This window comes from Bacillus thuringiensis, from assembly GCF_022095615.2.
GTDB lineage: Bacteria > Bacillota > Bacilli > Bacillales > Bacillaceae_G > Bacillus_A > Bacillus_A cereus_AG.
On the sequence record NZ_CP155559.1, the window covers coordinates 2,738,978 to 2,758,292 of the forward strand.

Here is a 19,315-nt window from a genome sequence, read left to right on the forward strand (position 1 = left end):
GAAAACGTATTTTGTTACCATTAATTTTATCGACACATTGTCGATAAATCAAGAAAACAATGAAGGAGTTTACCAATGCAAAAGGAAATATCAGAAAGAAATAAAAAAATTATTTTAATTGTACTCATTGCAGGTTGTTTTTTATCAACGTTAAATCAGACACTATTAAATGTAGCGATGAGTAATTTAATGGAGGTATTTGATGTTACAGCTGCAACCGTGCAATGGCTATCGACAGGATTTATGCTCATAAATGGGGTTCTAGTACCAATTACTGCATTTTTAATGAAATGCTTTACAACAAGGCAACTCTTTATTAGCTCGATGCTCTCTTTGTTTATTGGAACGATTATTTGTGCATGTGCCACGAATTTTGGCGTTCTGTTAACAGGAAGAATGATACAGGCAGTTGGAGCAGGAATTATTATGCCACTAATGATGACTGTTATTTTATATTTGTACCCTATTGAGAAACGTGGGAGTATTATGGGGACTATCGGATTCGCTATAATTTTTGCGCCAGCTATTGCTCCAACATTATCTGGCTTTATTATTGAATATGTATCATGGAGATGGCTATTTATTGGACTAGCTCCATTTGTATTCATCGTTATAATTCTCGCGTTTAAATATTTAATGAATGTTGCCAATACAACAAAAGCAAAATTAGATATCGTAAGTGTCATTTTATCTACGATTGGTTTTGGTTGTATTATATTCGGATTTAGTAGTGCTGGAAGCAAAGGCTGGGATCATCCAGTTGTTATGACAACAATTATTACCGGTGTAATTGTTACAACCTTATTCTGTTTACGTCAAATAAAGTCTAATGATCCATTACTAAATTTATCCGTATTTAAGTATAAAATCTTCACTCTTACATCTGTCATTAACATACTTATTACAATGATTATTTATGCGGATTTAATTCTATTGCCAATTTATTTACAAAACGGACGAGGTTTTACTGCATTTGAATCAGGTTTACTTTTATTACCTGGAGCTGTCATTAATGCCTTCTTATCACCTATCACAGGAAGAATGTTTGATAAATACGGGGCGAAACCACTCTTCATTACAGGTTTAATATGTATCATTATTTCGATGTGGGGTGTAATTGATTTGACCGAATCCACAACTTATATGTATTTAATGGTTCGAACCATTATTCTTCGAATTGGATTAAGCTTCATTTCGATGCCTTTAAATACTGCGGGGCTGAATGCTTTACCAAGAGAACTGGGTTCACATGGTTCAGCAGTAAACAATACCATTCGCCAATTAGCAGGTGCGATTGGAACAGCGGTTATCATCACCGTATATACAATCCAATCAACTTCACATTCTTTACAGTTATCTAATGAACATGGAAACATATCAGCTATGCTAGTAGCGAAATTAACTTCTATCTTCAGCTCAAGTGATGCCTACGTATTTATGTTAGTCTTATCTTTTATTGCTTTAATTATTGCATGTTTCATGCCTAAAAAAGTAGCAATTCAAAAATATGAGAGTAACTCTTAAAGCAAAAATGACATTAAAAATTAAATACTTAAAAGATGGGTTTGAATTTGTACCGGATCCACCTTTTTAAGTATTCATTGCTTACGATTATAATTATTATCCTCGATTTAACTTTTGAAAATTTAATATAGCGTAACAGCTTAGCACATATTACTCTTAAGGAGTGATATGTGTATGGATTTTCTTTCAACCGAATATTTGTCAGCCTTACTGGCCATCATTGTAATCGATTTAGTATTAGCCGGTGATAATGCCATTGTAATTGGATTAGCAGCAAGGCGATTACCGAAAGATCAACAAAAGAAAGTGATTATATGGGGAACTATCGGGGCAATCGCGATTAGAGCCCTCGCTACCTTAGTTGTCGTTTGGTTATTAAAAATACCAGGGCTACTTCTAATTGGTGGTGTACTCCTTATATGGATTGCTTACAAATTAATTGCTGAAGGCAAAGATCATGATATTAAGGCCGAAGAAGGATTTTGGTCTGCTATTAAAACCATTATCATTGCTGATGCATTAATGGGAATTGATAATGTACTCGCTGTTGCGGGAGCTGCGCATGGCAATTTTTCTTTAGTCATCATTGGACTATTAGTGTCCATTCCAGTAGTAGTATGGGGTAGTACATTAATTTTAAAATGGGTGGACCGATTCCCTGTCATCATTACAATCGGAGCAGCTGTCTTAGCTTATACTGCCGCGAAAATGATTGTAGATGAAAAATGGTTCGCTGGATTTTTCGAAAGTAACCCTTTTATAAAATGGGCCTTTATCATTATTATCATTGCCGGTGTAGTATTCTTTGGTAAGATGAAACAAAAAACGAAAGATGTTTCTATATAATGACAACGTTATATGTACAAACAAAAGCGCTACTCCTATGAGTAGCGCTCTTTAATATTTATTTCGTTTCCCCGTCTTCAGTCGTCTTTACCTTCGTTTTATTTTTATCACGATGGTTATAGTTGTACTTCGAACGATCTACCGGCGTAAATCCTTCCGGTGTATAGAATCGTAATAAGTCACCGTTTACGACTTGGTCAGAGTATTTCAGTGATTTTTGAACCATTTGTTCATTTTGTTTTATTTCGTCTGTTAATTCAACAGGGTTACCAGTCGCTGTATCATAGTATTTTCCGTTCAGTGCAGTAACTGTTGGACTTACGTAGTTACCGTTACGGAATGGAACAACTTGTTTATGCTCTGGTGATAATAAATCTGATCCGAACTGGACATAATTTTTCGTATCTGTACCTAGTAAGTGTAATAGTGTCGGAAGAACATCAATTTCTCCGCCGTATTGATGTTGTACGCCGCCCTTCATTCCTGGGACACGAATGATTAATGGTACACGTTGCAGTTGTGCATTTTCAAATGAGTTCATTTCTTTACCCATTACTTGAGACATTGCTGCACCATGATTATCGGAAATACCGTAATGGTCACCGTACATAACGATAATTGAGTTATCGTATAAACCAGATTGTTTCAAATAATCCATGAATCCTTTTACAGATTCATCTAAATAACGTGCTGTTTGGAAATACGTATCTACTGATGAATCACCTGTTTTAGCTGGTTCAATCGTCGCTTCCTCTTTATCAATCGGATAAGGGAAATGGTTCGATAACGTAATGAACTTCGTATAGAACGGTTGTTTCAATGTTTGTAATAACGGAATAGATTCATTAAAGAACGGCTTATCTTTTAATCCATAGTTTACTACATCTTTTTCGTTCATATCGTAGTATGACGCATCAAAGAATTTATTAAAACCAAATGATTTATAAATATCATCACGGTTCCAGAATGTTTTATAGTTACCGTGGAACACTGCTGATGTGTATCCTTGTTGACCTAAAATAGCTGGTGCTGATTGATACGTGTTATGAGCTTTATTTGTAAAAACAGATCCTTGTGGTAATCCAAACATTGAGTTTTCTAGCATGAACTCTGCATCAGATGTTTTACCTTGTCCTGTTTGATGGAAGAAGTTATCAAAGTATAACGTATTCGCATCTTTTGTAAATGAGTTTAAGAACGGTGTAACTTCTTGCCCATTTAATTTATAATCAATTAAAAAGTTTTGGAATGACTCTAAATGAATATAAATTACGTTCATTCCTTTTCCTTTACCAAAGTACTCAGGGTTTGGACTTGCATATGTTGATGCTAGATAATTTCTAACCTCTGTCATATTATCTCCGTCAGCTAACGCCCGTTCTGTTGATGCTTTCGCACTTTGAATACCATCATAAATCGTATAGTTGTATGCCCCTAAATATTTCACAATATAATTACGGTCAAATGTTCTTGTTAATAATTCAGGACGATCAGATTCTGCAAGACCTAAGTTAATGCTGAATAATAAAATACCTGCTACAAATACTAGTGATAATTTATGTTTCGCAACACGCATCGGTTTAGGATTTACAAATTTTGTTGCAACTAAAACAATTAAAATGATTGTGTCTAAGAAGTATAATGGATCATATCCGTGTAGTAATGCAAAAATACTACCGCCTAAATCTCCAAAGTTATTCGTTTGTGTTAATGTCGGGAACGTAATAAAGTCGCTGAAAAAACGATAATATACTACGTTTGCGTATAAAAGTATAGACATTAACAAATTAATAACAATTAACCAAATGTAAGCACGTTTCCCCTTTGCGAATAATGCAAGCCCTAAAAATAGAACTGCTGAACTAAGCGGGTTGAAAAACAGCAAGAATTTTTGGATTGTGTTTGAAATTCCTAAATTAAATTCCGTTACATAAGCTGCATATGTTTTGAGCCAAAATAAAATAACGGCAAACAGAAAGAATCCAAAATGATTGCTTAGCACACTTTTACTTTTTAATAAGAATTGTTTCATTTCTCCACCTCTTTTGATCATCCAAGGCTTATTTTTTTATAAGTCTGTCTCTCTATTCAATTTTTTATCTTCAAATAGATTTTATCTATTTAACTATATGAAGAATACTAGTAATTATAATTTGAAGCTAGTATTTATTCAACTATTTCTTTCTAGACATTTTGACCTTGGTTTCTATTTAACGAAATAAATTTGTAACATTTCCTGTTTTCTCCCAAGATTCATCCACTAATTATGACATCACATACTATATACCTTTATTCACTGCTTCGCAAATAAATATGTCTCCAGTTCTGGAACATTAATGTAATATAATGAAATTCACAATAGATAGCATTTGTTTTTTTCGGTGTATATTAAATCCCTTCATGTATTTCAATTGTCTTCATACTTCAGCCATTCCTTTATATGCAACATGAAAATGTCTTCCCTCCTCTAAAGCTATTTTTGAATAATTATTCATAATTCATAAACACAATGATTATAAAAAAAACCTCGCTCTCATAACGAGAGCGAGGTTTTTCATCATTTATTATTGACCTTTGTACATTGCATCTACTTGCTTTTGAAGTTCTTCATTTTCTAAGAACTCATCGTAAGTAGCCTCTTTATCGACTACACCGTTTGGCGTTACTTCGATAATGCGGTTTGCAATTGTTTGTACGAACTGATGGTCATGAGATGTGAATAACATCGTACCTTTGAATGCGATTAAACCGTTGTTTAATGCTGTGATAGACTCAAGGTCTAAATGGTTCGTTGGATCGTCAAGTGTGATTACGTTCGCACCACTTAACATCATTTTAGATAGCATACAACGAACTTTTTCGCCTCCAGATAATACAGAAACGTTCTTCTTAACTTCTTCACCTGAGAATAACATACGCCCTAAGAAACCACGTAAGAAGCTTTCTGACTCATCTTGTGGAGAGAATTGGCGTAACCAATCAACTAAGTTGGAGTCACTGTTCTCAAAGTATTTAGAGTTATCTCTTGGGAAGTAAGATTGAGAAGTTGTAACACCCCATTTGAATGAACCGCTATCTGGCTCCATTTCACCCATAAGAATTTTAAATAATGTTGTCATCGCAATATCGTTACGACCGATAAATGCAACTTTATCACCTTTATTTAAAGTGAAGTACACATTATCTAACACTTTTTCACCATCAATTGTTTTAGAAAGACCTTCAACAGTTAATAAGTCATTTCCGATTTCACGCTCAGGTGTAAAGCCAACGAATGGATAACGACGTGATGATGGTCTAATATCATCTAATGTAATTTTATCTAATAATTTTTTACGAGAAGTTGCTTGTTTCGCTTTAGATGCGTTTGAGCTAAAGCGCGCAATGAAGTTTTGTAACTCTTTTACTTTCTCTTCTTTTTTCTTATTAGCATCTTGCGTTAATTTTAAAGCTAATTGGCTTGACTCATACCAGAAGTCATAGTTACCAACATAAAGTTGAATTTTACCGAAATCAAGATCAGCCATGTGCGTACAAACTTTATTTAAGAAGTGACGGTCATGGGATACAACGATTACTGTATTTTCAAAGTTCATTAAGAAGTTTTCTAACCATTGAATCGCTTTTAAGTCCAAGTGGTTGGTAGGCTCATCTAGTAATAGAATGTCAGGTTTACCGAATAAAGCTTGAGCAAGTAATACTTTTACTTTCTCTGCCCCAGTTAATTCTGACAATTTCTTATCATGAACATCTTCACCAATACCTAAACCTTTAAGAAGGATTGCAGCTTCTGATTCTGCTTCCCAACCGTTAAGCTCAGCGAACTCACCTTCAAGTTCAGCAGCACGCATACCATCTTCATCACTAAAGTCTTCTTTCATGTAAATGGCGTTTTTCTCTTGCATTACTTTATAAAGTTGTGTGTGACCCATAATTACTGTTTCTAATACTGGGAACTCTTCATATTCGAAGTGGTTCTGTTTTAATACTGCTAGACGCTCACCTGGCGTAATATGTATGTCACCTGTTGATTGTTCGATTTCTCCAGATAAAATCTTTAGAAATGTTGATTTACCAGCACCGTTCGCTCCGATTAAACCGTAGCAATTACCTGGCGTGAATTTTATGTTAACATCTTCAAATAATTTGCGATCCGCGAAACGCAAACTAACGTTACTTACTGTAATCATTTGTGTCCTCCTACTAATACCGCTTATTTCAGCGTTTTCTCACCGATTGTCTTAAAAAATCGCATATTACGACTCAATTATTGTAGACTATAGCTATTATATAGTAGAAGATGGATGAATAGCAACGGTTGATTGCTATTCATCCCTTTTCTACCTTGAATAAAATGTATGTTTTTAACGAAACAATATTATATAGAAGCAAATTATACAATTTAAAGAGGCTTTATTTTGAAGAAAATATTTATCATTGGGGCATTATGTTTATCTCATATTTCCTTAACTGCATGTAGTAATAACAATGCAAAAACACCTACTGAATCAAAACAAGAGAAAAAAGAATCGAAAGTTACTTTCGATTCCATTATTACTGAGTTTAAAAACGCTGGCCTCCAAGCAGAAAATCCAACCGATCCACCGCAAAACGAATTCGGCAATCTTCGAAAAGAAGGAAAACGTATTGTCGTACCAGCTCTTGGTGAAGATAAGGGCGGTCGTTTATTCCAAATTACAAAGAAAGAAGATCTAGAAAAAGTTAAGAAATATTACGATGAATTAGGAAATTCTGCTCCTATGTTATTCTCTCATACACACGCAAAAGGCACTTTTCTTTTACAAATGAATGGTGATATGAAAGATGAAGAGTTTGCAAAATATAAAGATGTGATGGACAAATTTATTAAATAAGAAAAATCCCCTTTTAAAAGGGGATTCTTTTATTTTCTTTTACTTAATTTCTTTGCATAATTCTTCATTTTACTCGTTAACCCTATTAAAGCAGGTAACAATATTGGCATCACAATGATAGCTAGTAGTAACAGTGCAACGCCAACAACAGATGCTACTTGTATAAGCGTCAATACACCTGAAGGGATTAATGCAGCAAATGTACCGCCTAAAATAAGTGCCGCTGATAATACAACTCCTCCAATATGACGAGAAGCAGTTACAATTTTCGTCGCTGGGTCCCCTTCTAACTCATTGTATCTCATCATTACAAAAATACTATAATCCACTCCTAAAGCGACAATCATTATGAAACTAAAGAATGGAACATTCCAGCTTAATGAATCTACATGTAAAACATGCGTACTAACATGTTCACTTATCCCTAATGATGCAAAGTACGCTAATATTAACGATCCAATAATAAAGATGGTGTTTAATAATGAACGTGTAATCACGATTAGTACAATTGCAATTCCAATTAACATAATCGTAGCTGTACGTAAGAAGTCTTGACCTGTTACTTCTTTTAAATCAACGTTTCTAGCGGTTGTACCTCCGATTGCTTTTTTCGCCGAATTTAATTCTGTACCATTTAACGTACCGTCTATCGTTTTATTAATTTCTTCAATGATTGGCATCGCCTCTTTTGAATACGGATTTACGTCTAAAACGATCGTCATTTTAGCAGTCTTTCTATCATGTGACATGTACGTATCCAATGCTTTTTGGAAATCTTCTCCCTCTAAAACTTCTTTTGGAATATAAAATTTCTCAGAGCTTTTTGATTCATTCAGTTCTCCTAAATATTTCTGAGCATCTCCTAGTCCGTTACTTACCTTTTCGAGCCCTTCTGTACTTTTAGATAATCCTGATTGTAATTGTCCCATCTGTTCTTGCAAGTCTTTCAGCCCAGTTAATAACTGGCCTTGCCCATCATTTATTTTTGTTAATCCGGTTTGTAACTCAGATGACTTGTTCGCAATTTGTTTTGAACCTGAAGCACCTTCATCTAATCCATTTTTAAGATCAGCTGCTCCTTTTTGTAATTTAGTAACTCCATTGTTCATTTCTTTTAAGCCATTATCCACTTTCAATAACGATTGATTTGCTTCTTTAAATGAGCCCATCGCCGCTTTATGCTGCGTTGCTAATTGATTTAATTCATTTGAAAGCACGCCTAATTGCTTTTGAGCCTCTTTAGCAATTCCTATCGTTTGCAGTATGTTCGGATCATTTGCTAATTCTGGTTTCGTTTGAATGAAATTAGTCATTAGCATTTCGATTTGTTCGTAGCCTTTTTTTGCACCATCAATCGCTTGAGAAATGCTTCCGAAGTATTGATCGTAAGCACTTAAACCTTTTTCTAACTGTGCATAGCCAGCATGAAGCTGTGACGTTGCATTAGATAAAACATTTATATTTTCATTTACTGAAGTTAATCCACTCTCAATTTGCTGCGCACCTTGTGCTCCGTCATTTATGCCACTTGATAGTTGATGTAAAGCTGTTCCTAATGCTGTTACACCGTTTTTCGCTTCGCTTGTTCCATCAATTAACTTTTGAACGTTTGCAAGACTATTTGAGTCCTTATTACCCATTTTATCTTTCGCAGTAGTTAATCCACCATTAATTTCCTTTATACCACCATTGGCATCTCCTAATCCTGTATTTAGTTCCCCCGCTTGTTTATTTATATATAGTTCTTTTATCCTTTCACCAGTTGGACGCGTCGGTGCATATACTTCTGAAACACCTTTCACTTTCGAAATTTTATCAGTTAACTCATCTAAAGTTTGTAGAGACGTTCCTTCATCTAATTTTTTGTTAGATTGAATGACTAACGTACTTGGTGAAGAAAAACCCGGCGGAAAATGATCTTCTATTACGTTAATCCCCATCTTTGATTCGTACTTATTGTCTACTTCAAATAAGTCATTGTAATTAAGTGTATTAGAATATTTTAATACGAAAGGAATCGATATCACGAATACAATAATTAATGCTACAAATGGTCTTGCTACTGAGTTTTTCGCAAAGAATCCCCATAAACGACTGTCTTCATGACCTTTAAATGTTTTAACTGGATAAAACATCCCTTTACCTAGAAGCACCATAAAAAATGGATTTAACGTAGTTAATACGAGTAATAATACTGCCACACCAATTGCTACCGCTGAAGTAGATTGATATAATTTAAAGCTCGCTAAAGCAAGAGATGCAAAACCAATTAATACTGCTATCCCGCTATATAAAACGGTTTTCCCTGCCGATTTAAATGTTTCTTTCGTAGCCAAAAATGCGTTTTCTTGTTTACTTAATTCTTCTTTAAATCTCGTAAATAATAAAATGTTATAGTCTGTTCCCACCCCAAATAGAACGACAACTACAAAGACTTGCGTAAAGTTTGAAAACGGGAAATTAAATTGGTCTACAAGATGGGCAATAACCCCCATTGAAACTAAGTACGATACACCAACTGTAAGAAGTGAAACAAACGGAACAACAGGTGAACGGAATACAATGATTAATACTACAAGAATGAAAATGATTGAAATGACTTCTGTCTTTTTCACTCCCTCTTGAGAGGATGTAAGAAAATCACCCGCTATTAAGTCACTTCCTGTTAAGTACGTTGTTACCTCTTTCGTTTGTACCTTTTTATGAAGATTATTTGCAACTTTTGATATTTCACCATGTTTTTTATCTATTGATATTTGCGTTAAAATAGTCGTATTATCTTTAGAAACTAATTGTTTCTCCAAGTCTTTATTATCTAAATGTGAAACAACTTCCTTTATTCCTAATTGCTCTTTTTCATTTTGCAGGGCATTGATTGTTTTTGTTATTTCCTCTTTTTGCTCAGTTGTTAAAGCTGCTTTACTACCACTATTAAAAACAGCTATAATGTCATACTTTTCAGTCCCGTCTTTATCCATCTCTTTTAACATTTTGTCAGCAATACTACTTTGTTCTGTATTAGGAATCGTAATGTGCCCTTTTTCTTTCACTAATTTATCCATATTAGGCATCGTTACGATCATTGTAATAGTAATAACGATCCATAGTAGAAAAGATAAACTTCTCCAATTTTTCAGCTTGCTCATTTGAATCCTCTCCCGTTATGAAAATTGCAAAGGAATGAATATTCATTCCCACTCTTTTTAAAATACTTTTACGGAATGAACGTTCATTCCTATCATTCTATTACATTAATTTTTAGCTCTATTATACTGCGGAATTCGGAATGAATATTCATTCCTTTAGTTTTATAGATTTATCATCTCCTGCTTTTCTTTTTCATACCCTTATCGGAATGAATGTTCATTCCTGTCCTTATAACGCTATAGAATCAAATGATTCTAATAGCATTCCAGCAACTTTCTTCCAATTCTTTTACCAATTCTTCTGTATATTCTAATTGCCCTGTTTCCATTACCTTAATTAATTTTTCAATCGGTTGATATACAATGATAATTAAAGCAATTGGTGGTAATGGACGAAGAAAACCTTTTTCGATTCCATCCTCAATTAAGTCCATAAAGAAACCCATAAAGTCCTCGAATATTTCATTACTATGTTCATCGAGAAAATAACTATCACAGTGAGAATTTGTAAAAAGAAAAGCATCTGCATTTTGTCTTGCAAATTCAAATAAACGGTTGTATGTATGGCTAAACTGTTCACGAATATTTGCATTGACTGGAAAATCAGTTTTTATTAATTCTGATAGTTGTAAAACACTTTTCGTAAATAAAGAATTAACAAGCGCTTCTTTATTTTCAAAATAGCGATAAATGGTACCAGCACCTACTTTTGCTTTTTCAGCAATCATCGGAATTGTTGTACCATCATAACCTCGTTCTGCAAAAAGTTGTATTGCAGCATCAAAAATGTCTTCTTGTTTATTTTTAGCCATTTTTTTCACCTCAATTTTCAGGAATGAAAATTCATTCCGTTTTTAATTATAAATTAGATGGCTTAAAAGTCAAGTGTGTGACAAGCATCGTTGCGGTTTTTTATCCCTTACTTGTGAATGAAATTATATCAGCGATTTTCTTAATATATCAGCGCAACTACAATTATATCGGAGATTTTCTTGATATATCGACTTACCGTCAAAAACTGACAGTATTAGGAGAAGCTATCCCGAAACTTCATTGGGATAGCCCAACTTCATATATGCAAATTAAAAGAAATCATAAATAAACGGCTTGTGCACCGGTACTATATTCTCGAATGCTCGTATTTCCTCTTCGCTTCCGCTAATTAATTCAAGTTCATTTAGTTCTATAGGACGTTTGTATCCAAACAATATTGTAGATAGTGCATTTATATCTAGTTTGATCCCTTTATCCATTGGTTGTTCTATAATTGTTATTTCATTATTCGCAAGCCTCACTGTTACGTTATTCCACGGAGCAAGTAAATCTGTAATATGTAAGATCACTTCTTGCTGTGCATTGTTCCAGTTCAACTCATATTGTTTTAAGAACTGCTCCACATCTACAATTCTTCCCATAAAATATGGCTTTATTTCTGCCTTTACTCGCGGCTCTTGCAGTGTATATAACAACGGTTCGTTTTCACTTACTGTCATTTCAAGTTCTTTAATCATAGAATCATGCTGACAAATAAAGTTCCACAGACCATTTCGCGCTTCATTATGCAGTGGAACAAATTCTTCTACTGTCATTTTGTAGTTTTCTATTTTATACAACATATAACCTGCTGCCGTTTTATTTTCATCGTAATAAATCGCTAATGTTAAATCATTATAGACTGCTTGCAACCACCATTTTTCATCGCGAACTAGCATACCGGAAAAACGTTCTGCAAATGTTTCATAAATCTTTTCCACCTCTTCTGGATGATTTTCTTTATTGAAACGTTTCACAGTACCATTTACTTGGTTTTTCATAACTAAATCACTCTTTGTCATACGACATACAAAGAGATTCGCACAAAGTTCCCAGCCGTATTTACGGTAAAATGAAACAGCAAATGGATGTAGCATTGATACTGTATATCCGTCATTTTTCATCGTTTGAAGTGAGTGTTGAAGCAATTCTTTCACATATCCACTTCTTCTATACTCTGGATACGTCGCTACCCCTGCAACGCCTCCCATTTTAAATTTCTCTTTTCCTATGTATATATGAAACGGAATAAGATGCAGTTTTGCTGCTAAATCTTCCCCTTCCATAATACCGTATATTTCATGACTTTCTTTCATCTTTGTAAGTTGTTGCTGCAATCGTTCCTCATCAACTTTATATTGAAAAGCGTATTCCGATAAGCACAATGCTTCTCTAAATCTATCTTCTTTTAATCGCATAACGTTCATATATTTCTCCTCCATTCCTTGTTTGAATTGTACCATAATTCTCAATATTTAAGTGTGGTGAATGAAATTATATGGACTTAACGACACGAATCCAATATAAAAAGCAGATACATCCCGTATCTGCTTTTTATTACTTTATTTTGCTAACTTTTGAAGTTCTTCGAAGAATGTAGGATATGATACGCCTACTGCTTCTGCGTCTTCAATTGTTGTTTTTCCTTCCGCTAGACAGCCGGCAATCGCAAGCATCATTCCGATACGGTGATCACCATAACTATTAACTGTATTCCCTTTTAGAGCTGATTTCCCGTAAATAATCATCCCGTCGTCAGTTGCTTCTATGCGAGCTCCTAGTTTCGTTAATTCTGCAACGACTGTATCAATACGGTTTGTTTCTTTAACTTTTAATTCGTGTGCATCTTTAATTACTGTAATTCCTTCTGCTTGTGTTGCCGCTAAAGCAATAACAGGAATTTCATCGATTAATCTTGGAATAATATCTCCGCCAATTTCGATTCCCTTTAATGAAGATGTTTCAATTGTAATATTTGCAGCTGGTTCTGATGCACCTTCGTTAATTGCTTCTACAGTAAATGTGGCACCCATTTTCTCTAATACATCAATGATGCCTGTACGAGTTGGATTCATCCCTATATTTTCTAATACTAATTTACTATTTGGTATGATCGCACCTGCCACTAAGAAAAATGCAGCCGATGATACGTCACCTGGTACTTGAACATCTGTCGCTGTTAACTTCTGGCCACCTGCTAGTTTCACTGTTTTTCCTTCGCGAGTTACTTTAACGCCAAATGCTTCAAGCATTCTTTCCGTATGGTCACGGGAAATATGTGGTTCTGTAACAGCTGTTACACCTTCTGCACGAAGTCCAGCAAGTAAAATAGCTGACTTAACTTGTGCGCTTGCGACATGAGAAATATATTCAATTGCTTTTAAATCTCCGCCACGTATTATTAATGGAGTAAATGTTCCTTCTTCGCGGCCATCAATGTTTGCACCCATTTGTTTTAATGGATTTGTAACACGTTTCATCGGTCTTTTTGCGATAGACTCATCACCTTGTATGCAAGAGAAAAATGGTGTGTTAGCTAATATACCTGACATTAAACGTATTGTTGTACCAGAATTACCAACATCTAATACAGCTTTCGGTTCTTGTAAGCCTTCTAACCCTTTACCAACTACAGTGACTTCATCACCGTTTTGCACGATGTCTACTCCCATTTCTTTAAAGCAAGAAATCGTACTTAAACAGTCTGCACCAGGTAAGAAACCTTTAATTGTTGTTTTTCCTTCTGCAATCGCCCCGAACATGACAGCGCGGTGTGAAATGGATTTATCTCCTGGAATTGTAATGTTGCCATTTAATCCGTTATTAACAGGTTGTATCGTTCTTTCCTTCACGTTTTCACCTTCTCATTTAAATTGTTTCATAAGTTTGGTATTTTTCTTCTCCAAGCGCTAGCTTTGCTTTCATACGATCCTCTTCTCTTTGGAAGCTAATACGTAATACCCCAAGCAATCCTTCACGCGCTTCTAATATTTGCAAGTTCGTAATACTAATTTCTTCGCGTGCCAAAATACTCGTAATATGAGCCAATGCCCCTACTTTATCTAAAACATCGACGTATAAGTCGTGATAGGCAGGAATTGCCCCTCTCTTTCGTACTGGTAAAGAGTCACGGTATTCTTTCGCGTCTGCAAAATAGTTTTGAATCTCGCCTGCATCTCCGGTAGAAACTGTATCATATAAACCTTCCATTTCAGAGATCCACTCTTTTAATAATACCATTAAATGCTCGCGATTTTGCTTAACAATATCACTCCACATTTTTGGGCTACTAGATGCGATACGTGTAATGTCTTTAAACCCTCCGGCAGCTAGTTGATGAATAAGTGGATTATCTCCTGCATGTTTCTCCACTTGTTTTACTAATCCTGCTGCGATAAGATGCGGAAAATGACTAACAATCCCTGTTACATAATCATGTTCTTCCGTATTTAAAACGAGAAAATGAGATCCTGTTCCTTGTAACCAACGCTTTAGTTCTTCCACATGTTCATTTGGCACATGATTCATCGGCGTTAAAATGTAAAATGCATTTTCAAATAAATGCGCTTTTGCACTTTCAACTCCAGTCTTATGAGAACCTGCCATCGGATGTCCACCAATGAAAGATACTTCCTTTGAAAATAAAGCTTCCGCTTCATTCATAATCGTTCCTTTTGTACTACCAACATCGGTTACAATAACATCTTCTCTTAAACGAAATGACGCTAATTTGTGTAATAACTTCTTCGTTTCTTCAACTGGAGAAGCAAAAACAATTAAATGTGCCTCTTCGCATTCACGCTGTAAATCTACCGCTACTTCATCTACTACGTGTAATTCTTTTGCACGCTCTACTTGTTCTTGAAAAATATCATAACCTGTTATCGTTACATCGTGCTCTTTCTTAATTGCTAATGCAAGAGAGCCTCCGATTAAACCAGTTCCAATTAAAACTACCTTTTTACACATTTGCCTCATCTCGAGACTTTCTTTCTTTATTTTCAAAGTGTTGTTTTAACACTGAAATCACTCCTTCATTTTGCTCCCTTGTTCCGACTGTAATACGGACACCATTTGGGAACGGACGAATAATAAGCCCTGCGTGTGCACAAGCCTCATAAATCTCTCCACCATCATTTACCGGTAAGAAGATGAAATTTGTTTGCGATGGATAAAATGGAATTTCATTTTCCTTACAAAAGCTCTCGTATTGTTGTAATCCCTCTGTATTCACACGAACTATTTCCTCAATAAACTCGTCATCACCAAAAGCAATCGTTGCTGCTTTTTGTGCTAATGAAGATACGTTAAATGGCAAACGTACGACATTTAATTTCTCAATTAGCTCTTCCTGGCCAATCGCATATCCAACGCGGAAAGAAGCTAATCCATACGCTTTAGAAAATGTTCTAAGTACAAGAATGTTTTTATGTTTTTCTAAAAGCGGTAATGTCTCTGGGAAATCTTTTGCTGTTACGTATTCATAGTACGCTTCATCAATGACAATTAACGTATTTTCACTAATATCTTCAATAAATTGCGTCAACTTTTGATCATCCACATATGTGCCTGTCGGGTTATTCGGATTACAAATCCATACGATTTTCGTATTATTATTTACCGCTGAAGAAATTTCGTCTAAATCGTATACGCCGTTATTTAAAGGAATTTCTTTCACTTCACACCCTTCAATAATTGCATGATGACGGTACTGAGGGAATGTTGCACCTGCCGTTACGATGTTATCTCCTGCCTTCAGTACTGCACGACTTATCATTTGAATAACTTCATCTAAACCACTACCGCAAAGTACTTGTTCCATTTGTACATGTAACTTATCTGCAATTGTTTGACGGAGCGTTGTAGCACCTCCGTCAGGATATAAAGCATGTTCCAACCACGATTTTTGCAACTCATCTAAAACACGTGGTGAACAGCCGAATGAATTTTCATTCGATGCTAATTTCACAAATGAATGATCTCCATACACTTCTTTCATTTGTTCAGGTGATTTACCTGGTTTATATGGTTGTAATGATGAGAGTTGATCTTTTACTTGCATGTTAAAACCACCTTTTTATTAAAATTCTTTTGCATATTTATTGTGTTGCGTAATGTTTTGCTGAATTAACTCCATACGATCTTTTCCGAATTGTTCGACTAGTGCATGTGCAAGTTCCCATGCTACAACAGATTCAGCTACTACTCCCGCTGCTGGTACTGCACAACTATCAGATCTTTCAATACTCGCTTGGAAAGCTTCTTTCGTATCAATGTCAACACTTGCTAACGGTTTGTATAATGTAGGTATTGGTTTCATAACGCCTCTTACGACAATTGGCATTCCTGTTGTCATACCACCTTCTAAACCGCCGGCATTATTCGTTTTTCTCGTGTATCCATTTTCTTCATCCCATAAAATTTCATCGTGCACTTTACTTCCTGGCTGCCTTGCCGCTTCAAAACCAACGCCAATTTCAGCACCTTTAAATGCATTAATACTCATAATTGCACCAGCAAGTTTTGCATCTAATTTACGATCGTAATGAACGTAACTACCAACACCTATTGGCATACCCTCTGCAATGACTTCAACAATACCGCCGATTGAATCCCCACTACTTTTAGCGTTATCTATCGCATCCATCATCTCTTGTTCTACTTCTTTATCTAAACATCGAACTGGTGAATTTTCAGTTATTGTTTGAATTTCTTCTATCGGTAAGTTAGCAATATGCTTCGCTTGCACACCACCAATTTCAAGAACATGCCCTGCAATTTCTACGCCTAATTCTTTCAAAATTTGTTGCGCAACTGCACCAGCAGCTACACGAACTGTCGTTTCTCTTGCAGATGAGCGCTCTAGTACGTTTCTTATATCACGATGTCCATATTTAATTGCGCCGTTTAAATCCGCATGTCCTGGGCGTGGTTTTGTAATTGTACGTTTCATTTCTTTACTTTCTTGCTCCGAAATTGGCTCTGCACCCATCACTTTCGTCCAATGTTTGAAATCATCATTTTTAACGATTAACGTTATTGGTGAGCCAAGTGTCATCCCATGACGAACACCACTTACAATTTCAACTGTATCAGTTTCTATTTGCATGCGTCTTCCGCGTCCGTGCCCTTTTTGTCTTCTTAATAATTCTTTGTTAATATGTTCCGCTGTTAATGTTAAACCTGCTGGTACACCTTCTAAAATAACTGTTAACTGCGGCCCATGTGATTCTCCAGCTGTAATGTATCTCATTTCTCTTACCCCTTTACTATTTTTTTGTACAAAAAAGTCCCTACTGAGCGCTCAGTAGGGACGATGTTTATCGCGGTACCACCCTAGTTGTAGACTTCTTTCGTCTACCTCTCTTCTTCTTTAACGATCGTTTGACCGTCTTTCCCTCCAAAAGTTGGCGGAAAAGATGCTCCAAGGCTGTAATTCATGCTTACCTTTGTACTGATTCACACCGACCATCAGCTCTCTTTAACAGTGAGATAAGCACTACTGTTTCCTCTTCAGCGCATATATAATATGGAATTAAGATAATTTATTTTTGAATCCTTTTAGCTCATCCATGAATCTATGGAATTCTGGAATATCCATTTGTTGTGCAGAATCTGATAATGCAACTGCTGGGTCTGGGTGTACTTCAGCCATTACTGCATCTGCGCCAATTGCAAGTGCTGCTTTCGCTGTTGGTAATAATAAATCTCTACGCCCAGTTGAATGTGTTACGTCAACGATAACTGGTAAATGTGTTTCTTTCTTTAAAATCGGTACTGCTGAAATGTCTAATGTGTTACGTGTTGCTCTTTCGTATGTGCGGATACCGCGCTCACATAGAATAATTTGGTCGTTACCTTGTGCAATGATGTATTCCGCTGCGTTAATGAACTCATCAATTGTTGCTGCTAAACCACGTTTTAGTAATACTGGCTTGTTAACTTTACCTACAGCTCGTAATAAATCGAAGTTTTGCATGTTACGTGCACCAACTTGAATTACATCAACGTATTCTAATGCCATTTCAACATCGTTCGGATTTAAAATTTCACTAATGATTGCTAAGTCGAACTCATCTGCAACTTGGCGTAAAATTTGTAATCCTTCTACTCCTAAACCTTGGAAATCATATGGAGATGTTCTCGGTTTGAAAGCACCACCGCGCATTAATTTTAGGCCTTGGTCTTTCATCGCTTGCCCTACTTGACGAACTTGCTCTAAGCTTTCTACCGCACAAGGTCCCATGATGAACGTTTGTGTTCCGTTTCCAATCAATTCACCTTTTACATCAACGATTGTGTTTTCTTGTTTCTTTTTACGTGATACTAGTAATGCTTTACGGTTATCATCTTCTTGTAATTCTAAGCTAGCTTTGAAGATTGTTTTGAAAATGTGTTGAACTGTTGACGTTTCGAATGGTCCTTCGTTATGCTCTGCGATCATATCAAGCACTTCACGCTCACGTACTGGATCAAAACGTTTCGTACCTTGTACTTGCTTCTGTTCCCCAATTTTTTGAACGATTTCACCACGTTTGTTTAAAAGGTGTAATAGTTGTAAGTTAATTTCATCTACCTGTTTACGTAATTGATCTAATTCATGATTTGCCATTTGGAAATCCTCCTCGAATGTTTTAAAAGTATAGTAAGAGAATGAAAAATTCTCTATTTTCTGAACTGATAAATTATACAAATTTTAAGTGGAATCGATACCTCTTCTTATTTTAAACGAATACTTACCATAAGGACACTATCTACTAGATAAAAACCCACTTTTTTGTACAAAAAATCCCTACTGATCCAATCAGTAGGGACGATATTTATCGCGGTACCACCCTAGTTGTAGACTTCTTTCGTCTACCTCTCTTCATTGTTAACGATCATCTGACCGTCTTTCCCTTCATAAAGACAATACTTATCTTTATTACGAAAAAGATGCTCTAGGACTGTAATTCGCTCTTGTTTTTGTACTGGTTCGCACCAACCACCAGCTCTCTGTTACAGGGAAACAACAACTACTGCTTTTCCTTTCAACGCATATATATTTAATTTTCAAGTTAGACCACTAAAATACAAAAAGTCCCTACTGAATAAATCAGTAGGGACGATATT

At 35.5% G+C, this 19,315-nt stretch carries 13 protein-coding genes and 3 other annotated features (1 of these 16 only partly in view); of the genes, 3 read left to right on the plus strand and 10 right to left on the minus strand.

Going from position 1 to position 19,315, the window contains the following annotated elements:
• Window positions 1-75 precede the first annotated feature (75 nt).
• Together KZZ19_RS14285 and KZZ19_RS14290 are read left to right on the plus strand one after the other, a co-directional pair.
• Window positions 76-1,524, plus strand: coding sequence for a DHA2 family efflux MFS transporter permease subunit (locus KZZ19_RS14285; RefSeq protein WP_237980168.1), 1,449 nt, complete (start codon window positions 76-78; stop codon window positions 1,522-1,524).
• 174 nt (window positions 1,525-1,698) lie between these two features.
• Window positions 1,699-2,370, plus strand: a complete 672-nt coding sequence (locus KZZ19_RS14290; protein ID WP_088096747.1) for a TerC family protein — start codon at window positions 1,699-1,701, stop codon at window positions 2,368-2,370.
• A 58-nt stretch (window positions 2,371-2,428) separates the two neighbouring features.
• On the opposite strand, the gene KZZ19_RS14295 is transcribed toward KZZ19_RS14290, so the two are convergent.
• Together KZZ19_RS14295 and KZZ19_RS14300 are read right to left on the minus strand one after the other, a co-directional pair.
• The gene (locus KZZ19_RS14295) at window positions 2,429-4,402 is read right to left on the minus strand and encodes an LTA synthase family protein (protein ID WP_016087429.1); all 1,974 of its coding nucleotides are present in this window, start codon (window positions 4,400-4,402) and stop codon (window positions 2,429-2,431) included.
• A gap of 532 nt (window positions 4,403-4,934) precedes the next feature.
• The gene (locus tag KZZ19_RS14300) at window positions 4,935-6,560 is read right to left on the minus strand and encodes an ABC-F family ATP-binding cassette domain-containing protein (RefSeq protein WP_088096749.1); all 1,626 of its coding nucleotides are present in this window, start codon (window positions 6,558-6,560) and stop codon (window positions 4,935-4,937) included.
• A gap of 237 nt (window positions 6,561-6,797) precedes the next feature.
• On the opposite strand from KZZ19_RS14300, the gene KZZ19_RS14305 reads away from it, so the two are divergent.
• Window positions 6,798-7,244, plus strand: coding sequence for a stress protein (locus KZZ19_RS14305; RefSeq protein WP_432442728.1), 447 nt, complete (start codon window positions 6,798-6,800; stop codon window positions 7,242-7,244).
• Between the two features lie 29 nt (window positions 7,245-7,273).
• Here KZZ19_RS14305 and KZZ19_RS14310 read toward each other — a convergent pair whose 3' ends face one another.
• The 8 genes from KZZ19_RS14310 to KZZ19_RS14345 form a co-directional block, all read right to left on the minus strand.
• Complete coding sequence (locus KZZ19_RS14310; RefSeq protein ID WP_237980166.1) at window positions 7,274-10,390, minus strand: MMPL family transporter; 3,117 nt, start codon at window positions 10,388-10,390, stop codon at window positions 7,274-7,276.
• Window positions 10,391-10,635: 245 nt separating this feature from the next.
• Window positions 10,636-11,202, minus strand: a complete 567-nt coding sequence (locus KZZ19_RS14315; RefSeq protein ID WP_001107293.1) for a TetR family transcriptional regulator — start codon at window positions 11,200-11,202, stop codon at window positions 10,636-10,638.
• Between the two features lie 270 nt (window positions 11,203-11,472).
• Window positions 11,473-12,630: a GNAT family N-acetyltransferase gene (locus tag KZZ19_RS14320; RefSeq protein WP_237980165.1), complete on the minus strand. Its 1,158-nt coding sequence runs from the start codon at window positions 12,628-12,630 to the stop codon at window positions 11,473-11,475.
• Window positions 12,631-12,765: 135 nt separating this feature from the next.
• Window positions 12,766-14,055 (minus strand): 3-phosphoshikimate 1-carboxyvinyltransferase, encoded by a 1,290-nt coding sequence (gene aroA / locus KZZ19_RS14325; protein WP_237980164.1) that lies wholly within the window; start codon window positions 14,053-14,055, stop codon window positions 12,766-12,768.
• Between the two features lie 16 nt (window positions 14,056-14,071).
• A complete protein-coding gene (gene tyrA / locus KZZ19_RS14330; protein WP_237980163.1) occupies window positions 14,072-15,172 on the minus strand; it encodes a prephenate dehydrogenase in 1,101 nt (366 codons plus the stop codon).
• Entirely contained in the window at window positions 15,165-16,265 is a 1,101-nt protein-coding gene (gene hisC, locus KZZ19_RS14335; RefSeq protein ID WP_237980162.1) for a histidinol-phosphate transaminase, read from the minus strand. The genes tyrA and hisC overlap by 8 nt, the downstream gene beginning before the upstream one ends.
• Window positions 16,266-16,283: 18 nt before the next feature.
• Window positions 16,284-17,456: a chorismate synthase gene (gene aroC / locus KZZ19_RS14340; protein ID WP_237980158.1), complete on the minus strand. Its 1,173-nt coding sequence runs from the start codon at window positions 17,454-17,456 to the stop codon at window positions 16,284-16,286.
• Between the two features lie 53 nt (window positions 17,457-17,509).
• Window positions 17,510-17,729: a binding site (T-box leader), on the minus strand.
• Window positions 17,730-17,738: 9 nt separating this feature from the next.
• The gene (locus KZZ19_RS14345) at window positions 17,739-18,815 is read right to left on the minus strand and encodes a bifunctional 3-deoxy-7-phosphoheptulonate synthase/chorismate mutase (protein WP_088096758.1); all 1,077 of its coding nucleotides are present in this window, start codon (window positions 18,813-18,815) and stop codon (window positions 17,739-17,741) included.
• Window positions 18,816-19,009: 194 nt separating this feature from the next.
• Window positions 19,010-19,246 (minus strand) — a binding site (T-box leader).
• A 54-nt stretch (window positions 19,247-19,300) separates the two neighbouring features.
• Window positions 19,301-19,315: a binding site (T-box leader), on the minus strand; it runs 222 nt beyond the window's last position.